This is a genomic window from Micromonospora sp. NPDC047753 (assembly GCF_040642735.1).
Classification (GTDB): domain Bacteria; phylum Actinomycetota; class Actinomycetes; order Mycobacteriales; family Micromonosporaceae; genus Micromonospora.
The window spans coordinates 1-22,658 of sequence record NZ_JBEYSL010000046.1 but is presented as its reverse complement, the minus strand read 5'-3'; the positions used below and the strand labels follow the sequence as shown (position 1 = coordinate 22,658).

At 70.2% G+C, this 22,658-nt stretch carries 24 protein-coding genes and 1 pseudogene; 10 read left to right on the top strand and 15 right to left on the bottom strand.

All coding sequences use genetic code 11. The annotated features are described in order from the left end of the window. Both ABZ749_RS06555 and ABZ749_RS06550 read right to left on the bottom strand, forming a co-directional pair. On the bottom strand, positions 1-971 hold a 971-nt coding region (locus ABZ749_RS06555), incomplete at its 3' end, for an acetoin utilization protein AcuC (RefSeq protein ID WP_357223522.1). Between the two features lie 48 nt (positions 972-1,019). After that, positions 1,020-1,880: a sulfurtransferase gene (locus ABZ749_RS06550; protein ID WP_357223519.1), complete on the bottom strand. Its 861-nt coding sequence runs from the start codon at positions 1,878-1,880 to the stop codon at positions 1,020-1,022. Positions 1,881-1,980: 100 nt separating this feature from the next. Between ABZ749_RS06550 and ABZ749_RS06545 the strand changes: the two genes are divergently transcribed. Beyond that, entirely contained in the window at positions 1,981-2,670 is a 690-nt protein-coding gene (locus tag ABZ749_RS06545; protein WP_347664054.1) for a metal-dependent transcriptional regulator, read from the top strand. 19 nt (positions 2,671-2,689) lie between these two features. Here ABZ749_RS06545 and ABZ749_RS06540 read toward each other — a convergent pair whose 3' ends face one another. After that, positions 2,690-3,238 carry a hypothetical protein gene (locus ABZ749_RS06540; protein ID WP_357223515.1) on the bottom strand — a complete coding sequence of 183 codons (549 nt, stop codon included), beginning with the start codon at positions 3,236-3,238 and terminating at the stop codon, positions 2,690-2,692. Between the two features lie 99 nt (positions 3,239-3,337). Further along, positions 3,338-3,592: a DUF5522 domain-containing protein gene (locus ABZ749_RS06535; protein WP_355009894.1), complete on the bottom strand. Its 255-nt coding sequence runs from the start codon at positions 3,590-3,592 to the stop codon at positions 3,338-3,340. A gap of 139 nt (positions 3,593-3,731) precedes the next feature. Between ABZ749_RS06535 and ABZ749_RS06530 the strand changes: the two genes are divergently transcribed. The 3 genes from ABZ749_RS06530 to ABZ749_RS06520 are packed head-to-tail and all read left to right on the top strand — an operon-like array spanning position 3,732 to position 6,132. Beyond that, on the top strand, positions 3,732-4,295 hold the full coding sequence (locus ABZ749_RS06530) for a dihydrofolate reductase family protein (RefSeq protein WP_357223512.1): 564 nt from the start codon (positions 3,732-3,734) through the stop codon (positions 4,293-4,295). A 3-nt stretch (positions 4,296-4,298) separates the two neighbouring features. Then, positions 4,299-5,156, top strand: a complete 858-nt coding sequence (locus ABZ749_RS06525) for an alpha/beta hydrolase (protein ID WP_357223510.1) — start codon at positions 4,299-4,301, stop codon at positions 5,154-5,156. A 34-nt stretch (positions 5,157-5,190) separates the two neighbouring features. Further along, a complete protein-coding gene (locus tag ABZ749_RS06520; RefSeq protein ID WP_357223507.1) occupies positions 5,191-6,132 on the top strand; it encodes a MerR family transcriptional regulator in 942 nt (313 codons plus the stop codon). Positions 6,133-6,180: 48 nt separating this feature from the next. Here ABZ749_RS06520 and ABZ749_RS06515 read toward each other — a convergent pair whose 3' ends face one another. Further along, positions 6,181-7,116, bottom strand: coding sequence for a DUF2332 domain-containing protein (locus ABZ749_RS06515; protein ID WP_357223504.1), 936 nt, complete (start codon positions 7,114-7,116; stop codon positions 6,181-6,183). Between the two features lie 144 nt (positions 7,117-7,260). Here ABZ749_RS06515 and ABZ749_RS06510 point away from each other — a divergent pair, with 144 nt between their 5' ends. Next, positions 7,261-8,373: an FAD-dependent monooxygenase gene (locus tag ABZ749_RS06510; protein ID WP_357223502.1), complete on the top strand. Its 1,113-nt coding sequence runs from the start codon at positions 7,261-7,263 to the stop codon at positions 8,371-8,373. A 33-nt stretch (positions 8,374-8,406) separates the two neighbouring features. On the opposite strand, the gene ABZ749_RS06505 is transcribed toward ABZ749_RS06510, so the two are convergent. Both ABZ749_RS06505 and ABZ749_RS06500 read right to left on the bottom strand, forming a co-directional pair. Then, on the bottom strand, positions 8,407-9,378 hold the full coding sequence (locus ABZ749_RS06505; RefSeq protein ID WP_357223498.1) for a CU044_5270 family protein: 972 nt from the start codon (positions 9,376-9,378) through the stop codon (positions 8,407-8,409). A 10-nt stretch (positions 9,379-9,388) separates the two neighbouring features. Further along, on the bottom strand, positions 9,389-9,958 hold the full coding sequence (locus tag ABZ749_RS06500; protein ID WP_357223496.1) for a sigma-70 family RNA polymerase sigma factor: 570 nt from the start codon (positions 9,956-9,958) through the stop codon (positions 9,389-9,391). An 87-nt stretch (positions 9,959-10,045) separates the two neighbouring features. Between ABZ749_RS06500 and ABZ749_RS06495 the strand changes: the two genes are divergently transcribed. Both ABZ749_RS06495 and ABZ749_RS06490 read left to right on the top strand, forming a co-directional pair. Next, positions 10,046-10,357: an NIPSNAP family protein gene (locus ABZ749_RS06495; RefSeq protein WP_357223494.1), complete on the top strand. Its 312-nt coding sequence runs from the start codon at positions 10,046-10,048 to the stop codon at positions 10,355-10,357. 168 nt (positions 10,358-10,525) lie between these two features. After that, the gene (locus ABZ749_RS06490; protein ID WP_357223492.1) at positions 10,526-11,425 is read left to right on the top strand and encodes a bifunctional 5,10-methylenetetrahydrofolate dehydrogenase/5,10-methenyltetrahydrofolate cyclohydrolase; all 900 of its coding nucleotides are present in this window, start codon (positions 10,526-10,528) and stop codon (positions 11,423-11,425) included. Positions 11,426-11,486: 61 nt separating this feature from the next. Here ABZ749_RS06490 and ABZ749_RS06485 read toward each other — a convergent pair whose 3' ends face one another. The 3 genes and pseudogenes from ABZ749_RS06485 to ABZ749_RS06475 form a co-directional block, all read right to left on the bottom strand. Next, a complete protein-coding gene (locus ABZ749_RS06485; protein WP_357197090.1) occupies positions 11,487-11,669 on the bottom strand; it encodes a hypothetical protein in 183 nt (60 codons plus the stop codon). After that, a pseudogene (locus tag ABZ749_RS06480) lies at positions 11,666-11,885 on the bottom strand (hypothetical protein). Before ABZ749_RS06480 ends, ABZ749_RS06485 begins: the two are co-directional and overlap by 4 nt. Beyond that, on the bottom strand, positions 11,882-12,061 hold the full coding sequence (locus tag ABZ749_RS06475) for a hypothetical protein (RefSeq protein ID WP_357223490.1): 180 nt from the start codon (positions 12,059-12,061) through the stop codon (positions 11,882-11,884). The pseudogene ABZ749_RS06480 and the gene ABZ749_RS06475 overlap by 4 nt, the downstream one beginning before the upstream one ends. A 329-nt stretch (positions 12,062-12,390) precedes the next feature. Here ABZ749_RS06475 and ABZ749_RS06470 point away from each other — a divergent pair, with 329 nt between their 5' ends. Together ABZ749_RS06470 and ABZ749_RS06465 are read left to right on the top strand one after the other, a co-directional pair. Next, entirely contained in the window at positions 12,391-13,233 is an 843-nt protein-coding gene (locus tag ABZ749_RS06470) for a helix-turn-helix transcriptional regulator (RefSeq protein ID WP_357223487.1), read from the top strand. 10 nt (positions 13,234-13,243) lie between these two features. Then, positions 13,244-13,432: a DUF397 domain-containing protein gene (locus tag ABZ749_RS06465; protein WP_357223484.1), complete on the top strand. Its 189-nt coding sequence runs from the start codon at positions 13,244-13,246 to the stop codon at positions 13,430-13,432. A gap of 102 nt (positions 13,433-13,534) precedes the next feature. Here the strand turns inward: ABZ749_RS06465 and ABZ749_RS06460 are convergent, their stop codons facing one another. The 3 genes from ABZ749_RS06460 to nrdR form a co-directional block, all read right to left on the bottom strand. Next, positions 13,535-14,575: a serine/threonine-protein kinase gene (locus ABZ749_RS06460; RefSeq protein ID WP_357223482.1), complete on the bottom strand. Its 1,041-nt coding sequence runs from the start codon at positions 14,573-14,575 to the stop codon at positions 13,535-13,537. A gap of 665 nt (positions 14,576-15,240) precedes the next feature. Continuing rightward, entirely contained in the window at positions 15,241-18,147 is a 2,907-nt protein-coding gene (locus tag ABZ749_RS06455; protein ID WP_357223479.1) for a vitamin B12-dependent ribonucleotide reductase, read from the bottom strand. Between the two features lie 35 nt (positions 18,148-18,182). Next, a complete protein-coding gene (gene nrdR, locus ABZ749_RS06450; protein WP_124854399.1) occupies positions 18,183-18,683 on the bottom strand; it encodes a transcriptional regulator NrdR in 501 nt (166 codons plus the stop codon). Positions 18,684-19,221: 538 nt separating this feature from the next. Between nrdR and lexA the strand changes: the two genes are divergently transcribed. Beyond that, the gene (gene lexA / locus ABZ749_RS06445) at positions 19,222-20,007 is read left to right on the top strand and encodes a transcriptional repressor LexA (protein ID WP_091400540.1); all 786 of its coding nucleotides are present in this window, start codon (positions 19,222-19,224) and stop codon (positions 20,005-20,007) included. 73 nt (positions 20,008-20,080) lie between these two features. On the opposite strand, the gene ABZ749_RS06440 is transcribed toward lexA, so the two are convergent. Both ABZ749_RS06440 and hflX read right to left on the bottom strand, forming a co-directional pair. Continuing rightward, positions 20,081-21,799 carry a hypothetical protein gene (locus tag ABZ749_RS06440; protein WP_357223476.1) on the bottom strand — a complete coding sequence of 573 codons (1,719 nt, stop codon included), beginning with the start codon at positions 21,797-21,799 and terminating at the stop codon, positions 20,081-20,083. 50 nt (positions 21,800-21,849) lie between these two features. After that, positions 21,850-22,658, bottom strand: an 809-nt coding sequence (gene hflX, locus ABZ749_RS06435) for a GTPase HflX (protein ID WP_357223473.1), incomplete at its 5' end; no start/stop codon positions are given.

Here is a 22,658-nt window from a genome sequence, read left to right as displayed (position 1 = left end):
GGGTCGATCGGGTCACCGGTGGCCACTGCCAGCAGGTGACTCCAGGCCCGGGGCACCACCTCGACGAGCGCGTACCCGCCGCCGCCGGTGGCCACCCACCGGCCGTCGCACAGCTCGTCGGCGAGCGCCCGCAGCGCCAGGTAGGTGGCCCGCTGCCCGTCCACCGTCAGGTTGAGATCGGCGAGCGGATCCAGCCGGTGGCCGTCGGCGCCACACTGGCTGAACAGCACCTGCGGCTTGAACGCGCGCAGCACCGACGGCACTGTCGCGTGGAACGCGCGCTGCCAGCCGCTGTCGTCGACACCCGGCGGCAACGGCATGTTGACGGCGGTGCCCTGCGCACCCGGCCCACCCGTCTCGTCCGGGAAACCCGTGCCCGGGAAGAGCGCCAGCGGGGTCTCGTGCAGGCTGACCGTCAGCACCCTCGGGTCGTTCCAGAAGATGTCCTGCACGCCGTCGCCGTGGTGCACGTCGACGTCCACGTACGCGACCCGCTCGGCGCCCAGGTCGAGCAGGCGGGCGATGGCCACCGCGGGGTCGTTGTAGACACAGAAGCCGGAGGCTCGGGCGGACATCGCGTGGTGCAGCCCACCCGCCACGTTCACCGCTCGCCGGGCGTCGCCGCGCCAGACCGCCTCGGCGGCGGCAACCGTCGCGCCGGCGATGAGCGCGCTGGACTCGTGCATACCCTCGAAGACCGGGTTGTCGGAGGTGCCCAGCCCGTACCCGGCGAAGAGCGGGTCGCGCGGCGCGTTGCGCACCGCGGCGAGGTAGGCCGGCGCGTGCACCCGGGTGAGCAGGGCATCGTCGGCGGGCTCCGGCTTGACCATCCGCACCCCTGGCCGATCCAGGATGCCCAGCTCGCGGGCGAGCGCGATGGTCAGCTCCACCCGGACCGGGTCGAGTGGATGGTCACCCATGTCGTAGGCGAGCAGCGACTCGTCCCACACCACCACAGTGTCGTCGGACATGAGCCCATCGTCGCACGAGGATCGGCGCGGGCCCACCGCACGCGCTGGTCAGCGGCCGGGTGTCGACCCCGAGGCGACCGGTCGGGCCGGGTCCGCCACCCAGTTGCTCCACGATCCAACGTAGAGCGCGGCGTCCGTCCGGCCGGCCAGGTGCAGCGCCAGCACCGCCTGGGCGGCGGTCACCCCCGAGCCGCAGTACGCCCCGACGGCCCGCCCCTCGGTCACCCCGGCGGCGGCGAACCGCTCACTCAGCACGTCGGCGGCCAGGAAGCGGCCGTCCGGACCGACGTACTCCCCGGCGGGCAGGTTCGCCGCTCCCGGCACGTGCCCGGCCACCGGGTCGATCGGCTCGACCTCGCCCCGGTAGCGGGGCGCCGCCCGTACGTCGAGCAGCACGGCATCGTCCGCGGCGGCCAACGCGGCGGCCTGCCCGGCGTCGAGCACCGGGAGATCCCCGGGGCGCACCACGATGTCACCGGGCGGTGGGGCGGGCGCGTCGGTGGAGACGGGTCGGCCGGCGGCGACCCAGGCCGGGTAGCCACCGTGCAGCAGGCGCACCGGCCGGTGGCCGGCCCAGCGCAGCGTCCACCAGGCCCGCGAGGCGGCCATGCCGTCGCCGGCGTCGTACACCACCACGGGGTGACCCGCGCGGACGCCGGCGGCCCGCAGTGCCGCCTGCAACGCCGCCGGGTCGGGCAACGGGTGCCGGCCGCCGACGCCCGGCACCCCACAGAGCGCGGTGTCCAGGTCGACGAAGACAGCCCCCGGCAGGTGGCCGGCGAGGTAGTCGTCGTGCCCGGGGGGGCCGATGAGCCGCCAGCGGACGTCGAGCAGGGTGGGCGGGTCGACCTGGTCGAGCTCGGCGACGAGCCTGTCGACCTCGACCAACGGCTCCTGGGTACCGGACATGGCGACATCCAACACCATTCGGCTGGACGGCACGCGGTTCGGCGACGGTCGTCGGCCGTTCACCCGAGGTACCATCGTGCACCGGAGGGCCGCTGACGTTATGAAGTCTCACGACCTGGTCGACACGACCGAAATGTACCTGCGCACCATCCTCGAACTCGAAGAGGAGGGGGTGCCACCGCTGCGTGCCAGGATCGCCGAGCGGCTACGACAGAGCGGCCCCACAGTGAGCCAGACCGTCGCCCGCATGGAGCGCGACGGCCTGCTCACCGTCGAGGGTGACCGACACCTCACGCTCACCGCGCTGGGTCGCGGCACTGCCGTTTCCGTGATGCGCAAGCACCGCCTCGCCGAGCTGCTGCTGGTCAACGTCATCGGGATGCCCTACGAGGAGGCCCACGAGGAGGCCTGCCGCTGGGAGCACGTGATGAGCGACGCGGTGGAGAAGCGGGTCTACGACCTGCTCAACCGGCCGACCCGCTCCCCGTACGGCAACCCGATCCCGGGTCTGGAGGAGCTGGGCTCCCCCGAGGCGGAAGCGACCGAGGCCGCCGAGGGTGAGCGCAACCTGGCCTTCCCCGGCCTCTCCGGGCCGGTGGTGGTCCGCCGGATCTGCGAGAGCGTGCAGACCGACGGCGACGTGCTGCGTCAGCTGCACGCCGCCGGTGTCGACCCGGGCGCCACTGTGACAGTGGCCCAGGAGCGCGACGGGGTGTCGATCGACCGCTCCGGTGACCGGGTACGGCTGCCCCGCGAGGTCGCCTCCCGGGTCTTCGTCGCCGCCAACTGATCAAGCGGGCATCCGGGCGTCACAACGCCCGGGTGTCCACCTTCTTCGCCAACGCCGTCAGGTCAGCGGTCAGCTTCTCCGCCGCCGAGCGCTCACTGCCACGGGCAGTGGTCCAACTCACCGTGGCCAGCCTTCCGTCGCCGGCCAGCCAGCCCACCTCGGCGACCGGCCCGTGCCCGCTCGCCGCCGCGGTTGTCCGCTTGTACGCCTGCTGACCCAGCCCGGTGACCTTCGCCGCCTTGTCCGGCACCACGTCCGCGGCGAAGGTGGTCTTGTCGATCGTGGTCTCGGTCACGCTGAGCGCCAACTCCGGCAGGGTGGCACCCGTGGCCCGGACCACACAGGTGTGGGTGTCACCCTGCGCGCTGGCCGCGGCCACGTCGAAGCGGACCTTCACCACCTGCTCGATCACCGCGAAGTCCAGCAGACGGCAGGCGCCGCCCGAGGAGGCCGCCGCCACGTCCACAGCGATCGGCACCGGCGGCGGCACCGCCACCGGTTCCGCCTCGTCGGCGCACCCGCTCACCAGCAGCCCGGCCAGCCCGGCGACCACGATCCGCCCGCGCACGTTCCACCCTCTCGCCGACCGACGGCGGAAGGCGCCCGCCAGATGTCCGTCGGACACCGTACGGGGTGTCGGTGTCGGGGCGAAAGCCCCCGCTGACGCCTATTCCGACGGTGGATCGTCCACGTACGGACAGTGCCGGCAGCCGCGCCCGCAGCACGTGCCACGACGGGCCAGGAAGCCGGCGCTGAGCACGAACAGCCCGCTCGCCGGGTCGAGGTAACCAGCCTCACCGGCGGCCAACGCGGCGGTGTGCGCGGCGAGGATCCGGGCCCGGTCGGGGTGCTCCGGCGACAGCCGGGAGGGGTGCGGCTCGGTGAGCGGCCGGCCGGCCAGGGGTTTCCGCTCTTCGCTCACCGCAGCAGTCTAGGGACGGTGCGGTGTCGGCCTCCCGCTGCCTGGAATCCGGCGACATGCCCCCGGCGTGGTCGCGTTTCGTCGTACGGTCCGACGACGATCGAGGTCGACAACCATCGAATCCTACGGAGGAGACGCGATGCGGAAGATCGTTGTGCAGATGAGCCTGTCGTTGGACGGGTTCTTCGAAGGCCCGGGTGGCGACATCAGTTGGCACCAGGTCGACGAGGAGTTGCACCAGCACTTCAACGACGTGATCGCCCCGATGGGCGGGTTCCTCAACGGCCGGGTCAGCTACGAGCTGATGGCCGCCTACTGGCCGACCGCCGATCAGGATCCGACCGCCAGCGGCCCGGAGCGCGAGTTCGCCCGGATCTGGCGGGACATGCCGAAGATCGTCTATTCGCGCACCCTCGACCACGCCGACTGGAACTCCACAGTCGTGCGCGAGGTCGACGTCGAGCAGGTCCGCAAACTCACCGCCGAACCGGGCGGCGACCTGGCGCTCGGTGGGGCCGACCTGGCCGCGACGTTCGCCCGACACGACCTGATCGACGAGTACCGGATCTACGTCCACCCGGTGCTCGTCGGTCGGGGCCGCCGACTCTTCCCCGACGCCGAGACTCCGACCGGTCTGCGGCTGGTGGAGAGCCGCGTCTTCGGCAACGGCGTGGTCCTGCTCCACCACCAGCGGGTCCGCTGAGCGATGATCAGCACCTTCGCCGGGATCGACGGAACCGCCCTCGCGTACCGGAGGATCGGGGTTGGAGACCCGCTCGTCTGCCTGCCGGGCGGGCCGATGCGCGACTCCGCGTACCTCGGTGACCTCGGCAATCTGGGCGCACACCGGACGCTTGTCATCCTCGATCCGCGGGGCACCGGCCGCTCGGAGGCCCCAGCGGACGTCTCGACCTACCGCTGCGACCGGATGGTCGACGATGTGGAGGCGCTACGCGGACACCTGGGCCTCGACCGGCTGGATCTGCTCGGGCACTCCGCCGGCGCCAACCTGGCTCTGCGATACCTGACCCGCCACCCCGATCGGGTGGGCCGACTCGCGCTCATCAACCCGAGCATCCGAGCGGTCGGGCTGGAGGTGACCGCCGCCCAGCGCCAGGAGGTCATCCAGACCCGGGCCCACGAGCCGTGGTTTCCAGCGTCGGCAGCGGCGGTGGAGTCGGTCCTCTCAGGTCAGGCCGACCCGGACGCCCGGCAGGCAATCGCGCCGTTCCTCTACGGCCGGTGGGACGAGATGGCACGGGCGCATCAGGCGGCCGAGGATGGTCAGCGCAACGAAGAGGCGGCAAGGGTCTTCAGCTCTGAGGGCGCCTTCGACCCGCCGGCCAGTCGTACGGCGCTCGCCGCGCATCGAGGCCCGGTGCTGCTGCTCGCCGGTGCGGTCGACCTGGCCGCGCCGCCGGGACTGGTGGCCCGGTTCGCCGAGCTGAGTCCGCGCGCCACGCTGGTCGTCCAGCCGGGCGCCGGGCACTACCCGTGGCTCGACGACGCCGAGGCGTTCACCGCGACGGTCGCGGCATTCCTCGCCGGCTCGGATGGTGCTTGAGTCTCCACCGGGGGGAGACGCGAGGGTGGGGGGCATGAGCGGGGAGACGCGTCACACGATCGGCGAGCTGGCCCGACGGACCGGCCTGAGCGTCAAGACCATCCGGTACTACGCCGACAGCGGGATCGTGCCGCCGACCGATCGGAGCCCGGCCGGCTACCGGCGGTACGGCCCGGCGGCAGTGGCCCGGTTGGAGCTGGTCCGGACGTTGCGTGACCTGGGCCTGGACCTGGCCACCATCCGACGGGTGGTGAACGACGAGGTGCCCCTGCACGAGGTGGCCGCCGCGCACGCCGAGGCGTTGGCCGTGCAGATCCGGGTGCTGCGGCTGCGCCAGGCGGTGCTCACCGTCGCGGCGAGGCGCGGGTCGGGCCCGGCCGAGGTGGACGAGCTGCACCGGCTGGCCCAGCTCACCACCCGCGAACGCGGGCAGTTGGTGGCGGAGTTCCTGAACGGCGTCTTCGCCGGCCTCGGCGACCAGACCGCGTACCCGGGTGTGATCGTCTCAATGACACCGGAGCTTCCCGACGACCCGAGCACTGAGCAGGTCGAGGCGTGGCTGGAGCTGGCCGAGTTGTGCCGGGACCGGGAGTTCCGGGCCCGGATGCGGCGGCTCGCGCGGCAGCACGCCGCCGACCACGACATCCCGGGGCTGCCCCGCCCGGACGCCGTCGCGGTGGTCCGGGACGCGGTGGCCCCCGCCCTCGCGGCCGGTCTCGACCCGACCAGCCCGGACGCCGGTCCGGTGGTCGCGGCCGTCACCAACCGGTACGCGAACCTGCACGGTCACTCCGACGAGGTCGACCTGCGTCAGCGGTTGCTCGACCGGCTGGTGCCTGCCAACGACCCTCGCCGGGACCGCTACCTCGACCTGTTGGCGGTGCTCAACGGCTGGTCGACAGGCGATGCGACGACGCCTGCGGTGGACTGGTTCATCCGGGCCCTGCGCCACCGGATGCCCGAGCTGGCCCGCTGAGCTGACCGGATCGGACCAACGGCCTGGCCGCCGGTCGGCTCGGTGACGTCAGCCGAACCAGGTGAGCGCCTGACCGTGGCCTCTGGTCCAGGCCAGCGGCTTTCCGTCCAGCGCGAGGACGTTGTGCAGCACGTCGCTCGGCGGGGCGGGCAGCCCGTCGTACCGGAGCACCGTTGGCGCCTCGTTCGCCACCCAGTGCCCCGGCAGCTCGCCGACCAACCGGACGAACGCGTCCCGGCGCGGGGACGGCACCTGATAGAGCACGGAGGTGTGGAAAACCACCAGCGTCGCATCGGTCGGCGCCCGCGCGGCCAGCGCCGGCAGATCGTCCACCAGGTCACCGCGGACCAGCAACGGCGGGTCGGCCGCGGCCACCGCCGCCGCGGCGCGCAGCCGGGCCCGCCGATGGGCCTGTTCCGGCCAGATCAGCGCGTCCAACCAGGACACGTCGTCGCTGTCGGTCACATCGAGCGGGTTGAGGTCGAGCCCGGCCCGCCACACCACCCGGGGTACGCCTGCCGGCGGCACCAACCCGTTGGCCGCGCAGTCAAGAAGCGGCTCACCGGAGCCGACCTGACGGTCGCCGTAGCGGTACGCGTACCGGTCGGGGTAGAGGCAGAGCCCGGCCGACGCACCGACCTCCAGCAGGGCGAGGGGCTGCGGTAGCGCGGCGAGCACCGGCAGCAGGACCGCGCACCGCCCCGCCTCGTTCGTCTGGGTCGCCCGGGTGAGCATCTGCGTCTCGATCGCCGGCCAGTGCGTCACCACGTAGTCGTGGAACGCGGCCGGGTCGTCGACCGGGCCACCGAGCCAACGGACGACGCCGAACAGCAGATTCGGCTGCCGCTTGGCCGGCGGCAGCCCGTCGAGCAGGGTGAGCAGGTCATCGTCGCGGGCGACCGCCTGCGACAGGCGCTCATACGTGGGCGACACCCCGCGCGCCTCCCGGCTGCCGAACTCGGCGTACGTCTCAGCGGTCGTCATGGCCTCATCGTCGCAGCCCATTCCTCGGTATTTCAGCCCCCGTTCCCGTGCGCCGGCTCACCCCCCTCGTAGAGTGCTGCCGCGGCTGGACCATTGAGCAGCAGCTCAGCGGGGTCGCGCAGGGGCAACGGGGAGGAATGTGTCGTGCGGGGTGACGGCGTCCGGGTACTGATCGTCGGCGGAGGTGTCGCCGGGCTGGCGGCGGTTGCCGCGCTGCGCGGGTGGGGTGCCACCGTCGACGTGGTCGAGCGGGCATCCGGGCCGACCGACTCCGGCACCGGGATCTACCTGACCGGGAACGCCACCCGGATGCTCGACGTACTCGGTCTGCGGGAGCCGGTCGCCGACGTCTCCGTGGAGATCACCCGGCAGCGCAGCGCCAACCAGCGCGGGCGTCGCCTCTTCGACATCGACGTTGCCGCGCTGTGGCGGGGCGTCGGGCCGTGCGTGTCGCTGCCCCGGGCGCAACTGCACCGGGCGCTGCTCGCCGGCGTCGGCGACACCCCGATCCGCTGGGGCCGCCAACCGGTCGCGCTCCTCGCGGAGGGCGACCGGGTCGCCGTCGAGTTCGACGACGGTGCCACCGAACGGTACGACCTGGTACTCGGCGCGGACGGGGTGAACTCGACGGTCCGCCGGCTCGCCTTCGACGGGCAGGCGGCCCGCGACCTCGGCCAGTACGCGTACCGGTGGGTCGCTCCCCGCGTCGACGACGAGCCGGTCTGGTCGGTGCAGTTGGGGCGCGGCAGGCAGTTCCTGACCATCCCGATCAGCGCCGAACGGACGTACTGCTACTACAACGACGGCCCGGTGGCCGACCGGCCCGGCTGGCGCGACGAGCTGGCCGAGACGTTCACCGAGCCGGTGGCCACCATGCTCAAGGCCCTCGACTACGACGACAGCACCCTGCACGCCGGGCCGAACCAGGAGGTCGTACTCGACTCCTGGTCCGGGGGGCCGGTGCTGCTGATCGGCGACGCCGCCCACGCCACCTCACCGAACATGGCCCAGGGCGCGGCGATGGCCCTGGAGGACGCCGTCGTGCTCGCCTCGTCGTTGGCGACCGCCGGGTCCGTTGCCGAGGCCCTGCGCGGGTACGAGGCGCGGCGCCGCCCGCGTACCGACTGGGTGCTCAGCCAGACCCATCGCCGCGACAAGGCCACCGGGCTCCCGCCCGCGCTGCGCGACCTGGTGATGCGCCGCCTCGGCGAGCAGATGTTCCGCTCGAACTACGGCCCCCTGTTCGCCCAGCCCTGACCGGCCGTGACCGACCGGCCGTGACCGGCTCGCTCACGGCACCTGGCCCGGCCGGTCGACGATGGCGACCCGCAGGAGCGCGGCAGCCGACTCCAGTGACTCCTTGCCGTCGCGCACCACCGAGTGGCGGCGCCCGAGGAAGACATGGGTGTCGCGGTCGAAGAGCAGGTCCACGTTGCCAGCGATCACACCGGGCATCCGGATCGCCACCCCGTGCCGGCCTGCGGCGTCCACCACGTCGGCGGAGATGACTGTCGCGCCGGGTTCCCGGGCCAGCACTTCATACAGCGCCGCCAGCGCTCGGGGTGGCACGTAGCCCTGGAGCATCGACCGCGCGGTGGTGTACGCCATGCTCTCGTCCGCGTAGAGGGCCTCCTCGTCGGCCCCTTCGGGGAGATTCAGGTCGACCGGGTGTTCCCGAAGGTAGCGGAGCAGCTCGTCCGGGTCGGTGGGCAGGTCGCCGTGGTACGCCGGCGGCTGGAACGCGTCGAGCTTCTTCGTGGGATCGGCGGCATCGTCCATCCGGAGCTCCCTCAGCTCGCCCCAGCCGTTCGGGTCGCTCTCCGGTCGGTAGCGTCCCTTCGTGTACGCGACTCCGCCAGCCGACTGCCACAGCTGGTTCCGGATGGTCTGGTAGGGCCCGCTGTCCGGCAGGTCCCGGATCGTCGCCAGGGTTTCGGTGAAGACGTACTGGTCGGGTCGGGCGGTGAGCTCCGGCTGTTGCCGGGCCGCGTCGGCCGCCAGGTGGAAGATCTCCGACGCGCTGGCAGTCGGCGGCGGCTGATCGCCCAGCCTCATGGTCTGGACCGCCAACGCACCGGCGGTCAACGTCACCGCCAGTCCGAGCGCTCCGACGAGACGCCAACCGCGCAGTAACTGGGTACGGCGTCCGGCGGGACGGGCCGCCGACGCCTCCTCGGCCCGTTGGGCGACGTGTGCGCTCAGATCCCTGAGAAGCTGCTCCTCGAACCCCTGCGGCGACCGTTCGGTCTCGTTCATCGTCATCTCCGTCTCATCAGGCGAGGGTGGTGACCGGGCGGGCGAGCACGGCGCGGACGATGCGGCGAGCACGATGCAGGCGGACCCGAGCGGCCACCGGTGACATCCCGAGCACTGCCGCCGCCTCCGCGACGCTGAGGCCGTCCACGGCGACGAGTTCGACAAGCGTCCGGGTGCCCTCGGGCAGCTCGCTCAGCGCCCGATGGGTGCGGCGGGCCGCCGACTCGGCGTCGATCCGCTCCTCGATGCGCGCGATGTCATCGGGGCCGAGGTCCCGTCGTCCGGCCAGTCGGCCGGTCACCCGCAGCCGTTGGGCCGCCCGACGCCGCTCGTCGCCGATGACGTTGCGGGCCACCCCGTACAGCCAGCCGATCTGGCTGCCCCGCTCCGGCCGGTAGCCGGCCGCCGACTCGATCACCGCCAGGAACACGTCGGCGGTGAGGTCGGCGGCGAGATGCGGGTCGTCGACCCGCCGCGCCACGAACCGGCCCACCGCCTCCAGGTGCCGGCGGTAGAAGACCTCGAAGGCCACCGGATCGGCTCCGATGCCGGAAATGTCATCATCGACTCGGCTCGGCTCAGTCACAGGCCGTCCTCCCTCGTAGCCTTCACACCCCTTCTTCGTCAGGCGGAGCACGAGTGTTACCGAACACCCGGCCCGTAAGGTGACCGCGTGATCACCTGCGTCGTGCACTACACCATCGATCCCGCGCAGATCGAAGCGTTCGAGGACTTCGCCCGGGCATGGATGCGGCTGGTGGCCAAGCACGGTGGCGTGCACCACGGCTACTTCCTGCCCGCCGAGGGTGCCAGCGACAAGGCCGAGGCGCTGTTCAGCTTCGAGAGCCTGGCGGCCTACGAGCGTTACCGCGCGCGGTTCGGCAACGATCCGGAGTTCCTCGCTGCCGACAGCATCCGGGACAACTCCGGTTGTGTCGTGCGGTACGAGCGAACGTTCATGCGCCCGCTTCTGCCGACCGACTAACTCCGTCGACGGCTTCGCTTCGGGCGGCGCTGCTGCTCCAACTGGGCAGTTGCCCTGGTGATGGGGCATGATCGAGGCACCGGCGACTGGCGGCACGGGGATGGTCGAAACCATCGGGGAGCCTCTCGCGGGCGTCGACCGCCTGGGCGCCTGCGTCGAGGAACCGTCATGACCACGACCAGCCCATCCGCCGAGCACCACACCCCATCGGGCGCGGCCCGGCTCCTGCCGGGTGCGCCCGTCGCCGAAGCCGTCCTGGCCGAGACCGCCGCCGCAGCCGCCCGGCTGCGCAGCCGTGGGATCACACCGAGCCTCGCCACCATCCTCGTCGGCGACGACGACGCCAGCGCCGGTTACATCGCCATCAAGCAGCGTCAGGCCGCCGCGCTCGGGTTCGCCTCCCCGCACGTGCATCTGCCGGCCACCGCCACCCAAGCCGAGCTGCACCAGGCCATTGCCCGATTCAACACCGATCCGGACGTACACGGACTGCTCGTGCAGTACCCCGTGCCGGGGCATCTGGACTACGACGCGGCGTTGCAGACCATCGACCCGGACAAGGACGTCGACGGCATGCACCCACTGAACATGGGGCGTCTCGCCGTCGGCCTGCCCGGCCCGCTGCCGTGCACCCCCGCGGGCATCGAAGCCCTCCTGGCGTACTACGAGATTCCCGTCGCCGGCCGTGAGGTCGTCATCCTCGGTCGCGGCGCCACCCTGGGCCGCCCCCTCGCCATGCTGCTCGCCCAGAAGCGCCCGACCGCCAACGCCGCCGTCACCGTCGTCCACACCGGCGTGCCCGACTGGGACCGCTACACCCGCCGCGCCGACATCCTCGTGGCCGCCGCCGGCGTACCCGGGATCGTGAAGCCTGAGCACGTCAAGCCCGGCGCGGTCGTCATCGGCGCCGGTGTCCGCTACGACGGGCGGCGCCTCCTACCGGACGTGGACGAAGCGTGCGCCGAGGTGGCCGGCGCGATCACCCCCCGGGTCGGCGGAGTCGGCCCGACCACCGTCGCGATGCTGTTCCGCAACGCCGTACGCGCCGCCGAACGAGCAAGCGAGTAGCCCGGTCCGCCCGACTCCAAGATCAAGTGACGAAAAGTAGGTCCCAGGGCCATCTTCAGACCTACTTCTCATCACTTGATCGAGGCGGCCTCCTGCGGTTGGAGATCTCCTCCAGGTGCTGGAGCTGGTGCTGCCGGACCATCTCGTCCCAGACCTCCTGGTCGTAGTCCGGGTTCGGCGGGATCCACTTGTGCGAGTTGTCGCTGTAGTGGAACCGCTCATCGCCCCGCCGGATCAGACTCACCGGACCCAACCCAGGAACCGCCGGTGCAGCAGCCCGGCGGGCACCCAGGTCAGGTCCTCGGCCGCCCAGACCAGGTAGGACCCCATGTAGAGGGCCAATGACACGGGCGCACCCCTCGAACTCGGCATGCAGTTCCGTGCGCCGAGTCCGGCAGGGCCAGGGCGCGGCGCAGCCGCCGCAGGTCCACACCGGAAGGACCGGGCCGTGGGTGGTCACCGCAGGCCATCCAGGAAGCGCCGGGTCGCGAGCCGGGCGTGCCAGCGAGTGGCCCACTCCGCCTGATAGCAGGGGTACGGGGACAGCCATGCCCACCACCAGCGACAGCCGGCGCAGAGCCCCTCAACGCCGGGAAGGTGCATGAACAAGACTCGTCCGACCTCATCCTCGGTCACTCCTGCTCCTCCCCTGGCCAGTGGCCCCGACGGATCGGGATGCGGTGCCTGGCCCGACACGGCAGATCAGCTCCACACCGGCAGACCCACCGCCACCGCTGCCACGACCAGACCGGCCGATGCCGCCGAGCCAGAGTCATCGCCACTGCCAGCAGGTAGTCGTCGTACGGCACCCGGTCTGGCATCGACCCTCCGATGGTTCGCGTCAGACACATCGAACTGCGCGTTCATTTTGCGCGCGCATTTTCATATGGTCAACGCTATCCACTCAAAAGGCTTGCGCGTGTCCGGTCAGCCGACGCGGCCGCCGTGGCGGCACAATGACCGCCATGGAGAGTCCGACGTTCGTTCGCTTCCAGCTCGGTGCACAGCTCCGCCGGGTCCGCGAAGAGGCCAGCGTCACGGCCGAGCAGGCTGCCGACGTCATCGAGGTCTCGGCGAGCACGCTCCGGCGGATCGAAGCCGGACGCGTTGGCATCAAGGCACCGGCGCTCAACGCCCTACTCGACCGGTACGGCGTCATCAATGCCGAGCTGCGCGAAACGCTCCTGTCGATGGCGAAGACAGGCAAACAGCGCGGCTGGTGGGCCAAGTACGGCGACCTGCCGTCGTCCTACCGGCAGTACATCGGCTTGGAGTCCGCAGCCGAGGAGGTCCAGAACTTCGAGACGTTGGTGGTCCCGGGGCTGCTCCAGACTGCGGATTACGCCCGAGCAATGACCAGCGAGGACGCCTTCGAGCCGTCGCCGGAGGCGGTGGAGCGACGGGTCGCGGTCCGGATGCAGCGTCAAGAGCTGATCGCATCCGGCAAGCTACGACTCGTCGCGGTGCTCGACGAGGCAGTCCTTCACCGTCAGATCGGCGGGGCGGCCATCATGGCCGATCAGCTCACCGCCCTGCTCGATGCCAGCAAGCGCTGGAACGTCACCGTCCAGGTGATCCCGTTCCGCGAGGGCGCGTACGCCTCGATGCTGACGAGCTTCCACATCCTCAACTTCGCGGACGGACCCAGCGTGGTCTACATCGAGGGCCTCACGGGCGACCTCTACGCCGAGGGCGAAGACGTGAGGCGTTGTACGGTGGTGTTCAACAGCCTGCGCGCTGCGGCCATGTCACCTACCGACTCGGCCGCCATGATCGAGGAGATCCGGAGCGCGAGGCGCGAGGCGTAGGAGATGTGCGGTGGACTCGCAGTGGCGCAAGAGCACCCGCAGCGGCAGCAACGGCGCCTGCGTCGAAGCCAGGCATGCTAGAGGCTTGGTGCAGATCCGAGACAGCAAGGATCTAAATGGCCCCGTACTTTCGTTCCAGCAGGACGCCTGGTGCGTTTTCTTAACAGCCCTGCGGGTTCGAACCGGCATCCAACCCTGATTATTTGTATGGGATAGGGACGACGGCCTGGTGAGTTCCGACGGACGAACGCCACCCACTGAGCAGATGAAGAGCGACGGCGACGGTGTCACTTAGCGCCAGCTAGCGTCCTTTCGATGCGACCCGTCCGAGAATCTCCTCTGCGTGGCGCATCGCCTCACCGCGGTCGTTGAACTCGCCTGCGTCAGCTCCTCGGGAGCGATACGTGCCACCGAGGCCGCAGCGTTCAAGCCGAAATGAGTGACGGTGACGGCGATTGAGGCTCAAGCGCGCTCGCCACCTTGCTGATCCATCCATCGTGGCACCATCCCAACCTTGGTCATCGACGGTCTCGACCTGCGTCCAGGAAACGCAGGGACGCGATACTTCGAGCGCATGGCGGAGTTGACTCGCAGAGGCGTATCGTCGTGATGGATCGACGTGCAATGCCCTCCGCACCACTCGTCGCAGCCCATGATGAATGTGGGGAAGAAATTCGTCACGGGGAGGGAACTTGCCTCTCTCGATCAAGGCGGCAAGGTCTGCAATGGTATCAGCCTCGACTTGGAGCGACTGATCACCATTTAGTAAGCGATAGAGCGTGACCCCCATCGCGTATATGTCACCTGCCACATCATCGATGTAGCGATTGTCCACTATAGACTCTGGGGGTAGATGGGCCACGTATCCAACTGGGGCCTCAGCCGCCTCGCCCATGCTACAGGCCAGCCCGAAGTCGGAGACCTTCACTTGACGGTCCGCCGTCAGCATCAGGTTCGCGGGCTTAATGTCACGGTGCAGCCAGCCACGGATGTGCAAGTACTCCAGGCCCCTGGAGGCGTCCTCGATGGCCGCAACAGCCACCGAAACAGGCAGCGGCGCGCCGGCATACAGATCCTGGATGCTGCCGCCTGGCAGGTACTCCATTCGAATCACTGGAACACCACCCGCCAGGTCGGCGGAATAAATCTTCACAACGTTATCGTGCTCAGCCAAGACCATCGCCTGCGCCTCAACAAAGGCATCGCGAGGGCCGAGCTGATCGCTCCGATGCAGATACTTTGCTGCGCAGAGCCGGTCGAGAGCCATATCGCGTTCAAGCCAGACTTCACCGAAGTGACCGCCGCCGAGATGACGAATACGTTCGAAAGTCGTCGTCAGCATGTGGCAGGCAGCTCACATAGCGCAGCTGCAACCGGCTCAATCCGGCTCGCCGGAGTGGAGGCAGTAGCCGGGATTGCCGCATAAGCGATCTTCAACTCAGAGCCGTTCTTCGCTGAGTAAGCAGCTCGAATGCTTGCACTGTAGAGCCGACGACACCGCACTCCCCGGAAGGCTAACGCCTCCTGGATCACGCCTTCGACCTCAGCCCGGGGCAGGCTGTTTGCCTGGCCGCCTGGGTCCGCCACACGGACCGCTACGGCCTCCGGCGCCCAGCGATCGAGAAGCTCAAGCACCTCCTTCCGCACCCAGACCAACTGAGCGCCTCGGTCCCCTGCAGGCGCCGAAACAGTGGCCTGCTCTTTGACCAGGGCATCCTGCCGGCATGGCCCCTCGACCAATGCCCACATCAGCTTGTCCCTCGCGCCTTTTAATCCCAACACCCTCACGGCCACCTCCGCCAGATCCTGTAACGGTCCGGGCAAACTGCAGTAGACCTTGCATTTCCAATGTCAGAGATGCGCCAAGGCGCGACAGCCGGGAGCCCACTGGCCATCTTGATCGAGCTGCATAGGCAGCCTCAAGAGCAACGACGGGTACGGCATATAGCCAGTTTCCCGGCCTACGAGCCCCGAGCGTGTCAACGCTCGGGGCTCGTTTCGCGTACGTCAGCTGCAGCCGCTGGTGGAGCCGCAGCCCTCGCAGACGTAGCAGCTACCGGCGGGGCGCATCTTCGTACCGCAGGTGAAGCAGAGCGGCGCGTCGGCGGCCTTGCCGATCACGGCCTCCAGCAGTTCGGTGCTGGAACCTACGCTCGGAGCCGGCTTGGCGGCGGCCACGTCGGCCATCTCCTGGGCCGGCTGGGCGACAGCCTCCGGCTTGGCCGGCGTCTCCACCGGCGCGGACGACGCCATCGCGGTGAGGTCGGCACCGGTGACGGCGGCGGCCTCCGCGTCGGCCTCGGCCCGCAGCTGCGCGGCCCGCTCCGACGCGGTGAAGATGCCCAGCTCGGCGCGACGCTCGTAGGGCAGGAAGTCCAGTGCCAGGCGACGGAAGATGTAGTCCATCACCGAGGCTGCCATCCGCACGTCCGGGTCGTCGGTCATGCCGGCCGGCTCGAAGCGCATGTTGGTGAACTTGCTGACGAACGTCTCCAGCGGCACGCCGTACTGGAGGCCGATGCTGATGGCCACCGAGAAGGCGTCCATCACGCCGGCCAGGGTCGAGCCCTGCTTGGACATCTTCAGGAAGACCTCACCGAGGCCGTCGTCTGGGTAGGACGACGCGGTCAGGTAGCCCTCGGCGCCACCGACGGAGAAGCTGACCGTCTCGGACGGGCGCTTCTTCGGCAGGCGCTTCCGCACCGGCCGGTACTCGATGACCTTCTCGACCGCGGCCGGCGCGGCCGTTGCGGTCTCGACGGCGGCAGGCTCGGTGGCCTTGTTGGACTTCGCCACCGAGAGCGGCTGGCCGACCTTGCAGTTGTCCCGGTAGATCGCCAGCGCCTTGAGGCCGAGCTTCCAGCCCTCGAAGTAGATCTTCTCGACGTCCTCGACGGTGGCCGCCTCCGGCATGTTGACCGTCTTGGAGATCGCGCCGGAGACGAACGGCTGGATGGCCGCCATCATCCGCACGTGACCCATCGGGGCGATCGTCCGCTCCCCCATGGCGCAGTCGAAGACCGGGTAGTGCTCCGGCTTGAGGCCGGGGGCGTCCACCACGTGGCCGTGGTCGGCGATGTGCTCGACGATCGCCTCGACCTGCTCCTCGGGGTAGCCGAGGCTGCGCAGGGCGCGCGGCACCGTCTGGTTGACGATCTGCATCGAGCCGCCGCCGACGAGCTTCTTGAACTTGACCAGCGCCAGGTCCGGCTCCACGCCGGTCGTGTCGCAGTCCATCATGAAGCCGATGGTGCCGGTCGGGGCGAGCACGCTGGCTTGCGCGTTACGCCACCCGAACTTGTCGCCGATCTTGTTGCCCTGGGTCCACTGCTTGGTCGCCTCGCGGACGATCGCGGTGGCCACCGGGCTGGTCGGCTTGATCTCGTCGTTGGCTGCGGCGTGCTTGCGCATGACCCGCTTGTGCGGCTCAGCGTTGCGGGCGTAGCCGTCGTACGGGCCGACGACGCCGGCCAGCTCGGCGGAACGGCGGTAGGCGGTGCCGGTCATCAGCGACGTGATCGACGCGGCGACCGAGCGGCCCTGCTCCGAGTCGTACGGCAGGCCGGAGGCCATCAGCAGGGCACCCAGGTTGGCGTAGCCGATGCCGAGCTGCCGGTAGGCGCGGGACGTCTCACCGATCTTCTCGGTCGGGAAGTCCGCGAAGCAGATCGAGATGTCCATCGCGGTGATGACGAACTCGACGGACTTGACGAACTTCTCCACCTCGAAGCCACCGTCGGCGCGGAGGAACTTCATCAGGTTGAGCGACGCCAGGTTGCACGAGGAGTTGTCCAGGTGCAGGTACTCCGAGCACGGGTTCGACGCGGTGATCCGCCCGGTCTCCGGGCAGGTGTGCCAGTCGTTGATCGTGTCGTCGTACTGCAGACCGGGGTCGGCGCACTCCCAGGCCGCCTGGGAGATGGAACGGAACAGATTCTTGGCGTCGACGGTCTCGATCACCGAGCCGTCCAGCCGGCCGCGCAGGTCGAAGCCCTTGCCGTTCTCGACCGCCGACATGAACTCGTCGGAGACCCGGACCGAGTTGTTGGCGTTCTGGTACTGCACGCTGACGATGTCGGAGCCACCGAGGTCCATGTCGAACCCGGCGTCACGCAGCGCGCGGATCTTGTCCTCCTCGCGCGCCTTCGTGACCACGAATTCCTGGATGTCCGGGTGGTCCACGTCGATGATGACCATCTTGGCCGCCCGGCGGGTCGCGCCGCCGGACTTGATGGTGCCGGCGGAGGCGTCCGCGCCGCGCATGAAGCTGACCGGGCCGGAGGCGTTGCCGCCGGAGGAGAGCAGCTCGCGGGACGAACGGATACGCGACAGGTTGACCCCGGAGCCGGAGCCGCCCTTGAAGATCAGCCCCTCCTCCTTGTACCAGTCGAGGATCGAGTCCATCGAGTCGTCGACGGCCAGGATGAAGCAGGCGCTGACCTGCTGCGGCGACGGCGTGCCGACGTTGAACCACACCGGCGAGTTGAAGCTGAACACCTGGTTCAGCAGCATCCAGGTCAGCTCGTGCGCGAAGACCTCGGCGTCGGCCGGGCTCGCGAAGTAGCCGTACTCCTCACCAGCGGTGCGGTAGGTGGTGACCACCCGGTCGATCAGCTGCCTGAGCGACCACTCGCGCTCCGGGGTCCCCACCGCTCCCCGGAAGTACTTGGTGGTGACGATGTTCGCGGCGTTGACGCTCCACGACTCCGGGAACTCCACCCCACGCTGCTCGAAGTTGATCGAGCCGTCCCGCCAGTTCGTCATCACGACGTCACGGCGCTCCCAGGAGAGCTCGTCGTACGGGTGGACCCCCTCGGTCGTCCACACCCGCTCGATCTTCAGCCCCGCGCCTGCCTTGTTTCGTGAACGGCTAGTTGTCACGCCGTCGCCCCCCTCGTCTGCGCGGTGCCCCACCGCGCGTCCCAATCTCTTTGAAAAACCGTGAAGACTCAGCTGGTACGGCCGGCGGTTTCCACCGCATCGGCCCGGCCCTGCTCCCGGGCTCGCGCCGCGGCCCGCAACGTCTCGATCTCGCGCTCGAAGTCGGCGAGCGAGTCGAACGAGCGGTAGACGCTGGCGAACCGCAGGTAGGCGATCTCGTCCAGGTCGCGTAGCGGACCCAGGATCGCCAGGCCCACGTCGTGGCTGGGGATCTCGGCGGCCCCCTTGGCCCGGACCGACTCCTCCACCCGCTGCGCGAGCAGCGCAAGGGAGTCGTCGTCCACCGGCCGGCCCTGGCACGCCTTACGCACCCCGCCGATGATCTTCGTGCGACTGAACGGCTCGGTCACCCCGCTGCGCTTGACGACAGCGAGGACCGCCTCCTCGACGGTGGTGAACCGCTTGCCGCACTCCGGGCAGGATCGCCGCCGTCGGATGAGCTGGCCGTCGTCGGCCTCCCGCGAGTCGACCACCCGGGAGTCAGCGTGCCGGCAGTACGGACACCGCATCGCCTACCTCCTAATCGTGATCAACCGCGTCGTACCGGGCACACCCGGGCATGACTCACCACGGCGGTGTGATGCGCTCACAGCGCTCGCCGTGGTGAACCTTACGGGAGTGCGGTCGGTAGTCAGACCCAACCTGTAGGCAACTTACGCCCGTGTCACTACTACATCTAGGGGTCGACGGTATGTCGCTGCGGAAGCCGGGTCAAGTTGGTCGGCGTGTCCGGCGCGTCACGGACCATCCGGTCATCAACACACCGCACAACGCCCGAAGACCCAACGTCACGATGCCGCCCGGGTTACCGGCCAGCCGGCCGGACCCAGCCGGAAAATGATGCAGGATCGAACACCAGTGCTACCTGACGTACCATTTATCAGAACATCCGTACGAGCGGAGCGCTTTTTCACCCCGACACGCCGGTGAGAGGTCGTACAGATGTTTGAAAATGACTGATCTCACCTATACGGTCATGAACAACGTGGCACCACCGCACGCACCACGAGCCGACGAGGCACCCAGCGCCGACCAGGGAGGACGGACGTGACCGAGGACCGGGCCAGCCGGCCGAAGAGCCCGCAGCAGATCACCGAGGCGGGCCCCCCGGCCACCCGACGCCGCAGCGCCGCGCGCAGCCGGACGGGTCAGCCCGCCGTGCGTCCGGTCACCCCGGTGGTCAGTGCCTTCCCCGACCCGGCGACGGTCGACCTGACCGCCCGCCAACGGCGCATCCTGGAGTTCATCCGCACCTGGGTGGAACGCCACGGCTACCCGCCGAGCGTCCGCGAGATCGGCGAGGCGGTCGGCCTGGTGTCGCCGTCCAGCGTCGCCTACCAGCTCAAGGAGCTGGAGAAGAAGGGCTTCCTGCGCCGCGACCCGAACCGGCCGCGCGCGGTAGACGTACGCGCCCCCAGCGAGGCGATCGACGACGAGCTGTCGAGGGCACAGCGGCCCACCCCGGCGTACGTGCCGATGCTCGGTCGGATCGCCGCCGGTGGGCCGATCCTCGCCGAACAGGCCGTGGAGGACATCTTCCCGCTCCCCCGCGAGCTGGTGGGTGAGGGCGAGGTCTTCATGCTCCAGGTCAAGGGCGACTCGATGCTCGACGCGGCGATCTGCGACGGCGACTGGGTGGTCGTCCGGCAGCAGCCGACCGCCGACTCCGGCGAGATCGTGGCCGCCATGCTCGACGGCGAGGCGACAGTGAAGACCTACCGGCGGCGCGACGGGCACGTCTGGCTGATGCCGCAGAACCCGGCCTTCGACCCGATCCCCGGCGACGACGCCACCATCATGGGCCGGGTCGTGGCGGTGCTACGCCGGATCTGACCGATCGGCGGGTGGGTGCCACCAGCGCTCACCCGCACCGCTCGTCAGACCGGTTGAGCGCTACAGCGTCCGATCAGTAACGGTCGCCCCGTGGGCCGCGACCGCCCCCGGGATACTGTCCGTACGGGTCGACGGGCGCGTCCTCGTCACGTCGCCGGCTGGGCCGCTGACCCCGGTAGTCGGGCTCCTGCCCACCGCGCCGGGGCGGCTCCGCACGACCGGGTTGACCGCCGTCACCGCCGCCGTACACGCCACCGCCAGGACGGCCACCGCCGCCCTGCGGACGACCACCACCGCCGGCCGGGGGACGACCACCACCAGCCGGGGGACGACCACCCCCGCCAGCGGGGGGACGACCACCGCCGCCGTAAACGCCAGCACCGCCGCCGTCCGGTCGCGGCGCACCGTAGCCGCCGTCAGCCGAGGCCGGCCGGCCGCCACCGCCGTACACCCCACCACCCGCCGGGGCTGGGCCACCACGACCCGCGCCACCCGCCGGGGCCGGGCCGCCGCGACCCGCACCACCGCCGTAGACCGCGCCGCTGGCCGGCGCGCCGCCCCCGTACACACCACCTCTGCGGTCATCGTCGGCCGGGAATCCGTCGACGGCACGGCCGGCACGCGGGCCGAACGGCTCATCGTCCGGCTCCGACGGGTCGGACGCGTCAGCGGTCGGCGGCCGGCGGCGGGCGCGAACGATGCCGAAGATTCCGGCGGCGACCAACAGCAGGCCGATCAGCCCGACCGCCCCCACCAGGTACGTGATGTCGTCGAGGCTCAGCCCGTCGGTCCAGGACTTCGAGGCGGCCGGTTTGGCACCGTCCTCGGCGGCCAGTGGCGCGGCCGTCGACGTGGACGGGGTGTAGCCGAGGATGTCGATCGGCTCGTCCTCGGTGAACCGGCCCGCGTCGGAGACGGTGAGGAACGACTTTCCGTCCGGGGTGTAGCTGATGGCCTCGCCGAACGGGTCGGCCAACGGCGTCACCCGCGGCTTGCCGGTGGTGAGCGCACCCACGATGTCGCCACCGGTCACGTCGAACTCGAAGGCGTCCGCGTACGTGCGCAGAACCACCCGGGAGCCGTCCGGTGCACGGGACGCGCCGGTGATGGCGATCCGGCCGAACGTGTTGAGGGTGTTCTCCGTCTGCGTCTTCGGCAGCGTGAGCTCGCCGGCCTTACGCATCGGCACCGGCTCGGTGTCGCCGCTCTTGAGGGCCGCCGACGGCGTGTAGATCTCGGCCTTGCCGCTGGTCACCTTGGTGATGATCAGCGGTTTTCCGTCGTCGCCGATGAGCAACGCCTCAGCGTCGTGCGGTTTGGCCTCGGGGTAGGAGAGCCGGTGCAGCGTCGGCTGCTTGGCGCCGGTGACCGGCATCGACCAGAGCGCGACGCGGCTGCGGCGCTCCTTCGAGTCGGGGTTGTCACCGGTGTCGGCGATCCAGAGGGTGCGGCCGTCCTTGGACAGGGCGAGATCCTCGGTGTCGAACGGACCCTGCCCCGAGTAGCGGACCGGCTCCTTCGAGATCTTGCACTTGCTGTCGAGGAAGAACACCCGCTTGCGCGCCGCGACGTCGGTGCCGTCGTTGATGACGATGTAGCCGCTCTTGGTGGCGACCAGCCCGGACAGCTCCCGTAGGCGCTCGTCGGTGATCGTGCATCGCTTCTGGCCAGGGTTCGCGGCGGGCGGCCCGGACGCCCCAGGGGCGGGAGCCGCTGCGGCGGCTCCGGCGAGCGCCACGGTTGCCCCGAGCAGGCCGAGGGCAACCGTGACCGAGGAAACAACGCGGCGCATTCGGCCAGTGTCGCATGCCGCGCGTTTCCGGGGGATGACGCCGTGGCCGCTCAGGATCGGCTGCCGGCCGCCTGCCCCTGACGCTCCACGTCGAAGGCCGTCAGCTCCGCCGCCAGCTCCGCGCCGACCCGGACGTGCAGCAGAGTGCCCTCCGGCAGGTGCGACGTGCTGAGCACCTCACCCGTGCGGTGCGCCCGAGCCACCAGGTCGCCCCGGTCGTACGGCAACACGGCCCGGACCTCGACGGCCGGACTCGGCAGCCGCTCCTCGATCGCCGCGCGCAGCTCGTCCATGCCCCGCCCGGAGTGCGCGGACACGAAGATCGCGTCCGGCCAGAGCCGCTTGAGCCGCAGCAGAGTGTCCTCGTCAGCGGCGTCGGTCTTGTTGACCACCAACAGCTCGGGGAGCCGGTCCGCGCTGACCTCGGCAAGCACCGTGTGGACCGCCCGGACCTGCTCCTCCGGATCCGGGTGGGTGCCATCCACGACGTGCACCACCAGATCCGCCTGCGCGACCTCCTCCAGCGTCGAGCGGAACGCCTCGACGATCTGGTGCGGGAGGTGTCGGACGAAGCCGACGGTGTCGGAGAGGGTGTAGAGCCGCCCGTCCGAGGTGGTGGCCTTGCGGGTCGTCGGGTCCAGCGTGGCGAACAGCGCGTTCTCCACCAGCACGCCCGCGCCGGTCAGGCGGTTGAGCAGGCTGGACTTGCCGGCGTTGGTGTAACCGGCGATGGCGACCGCGGGAACGGAGTTACGGGAACGGCGGGAACGCTTGGTCACGCGTACCGTCTTCATGCTCTTGATCTCGCGACGCAGCCGGGAGATGCGGTGGCGGATGCGCCGCCGGTCGGTCTCCAGCT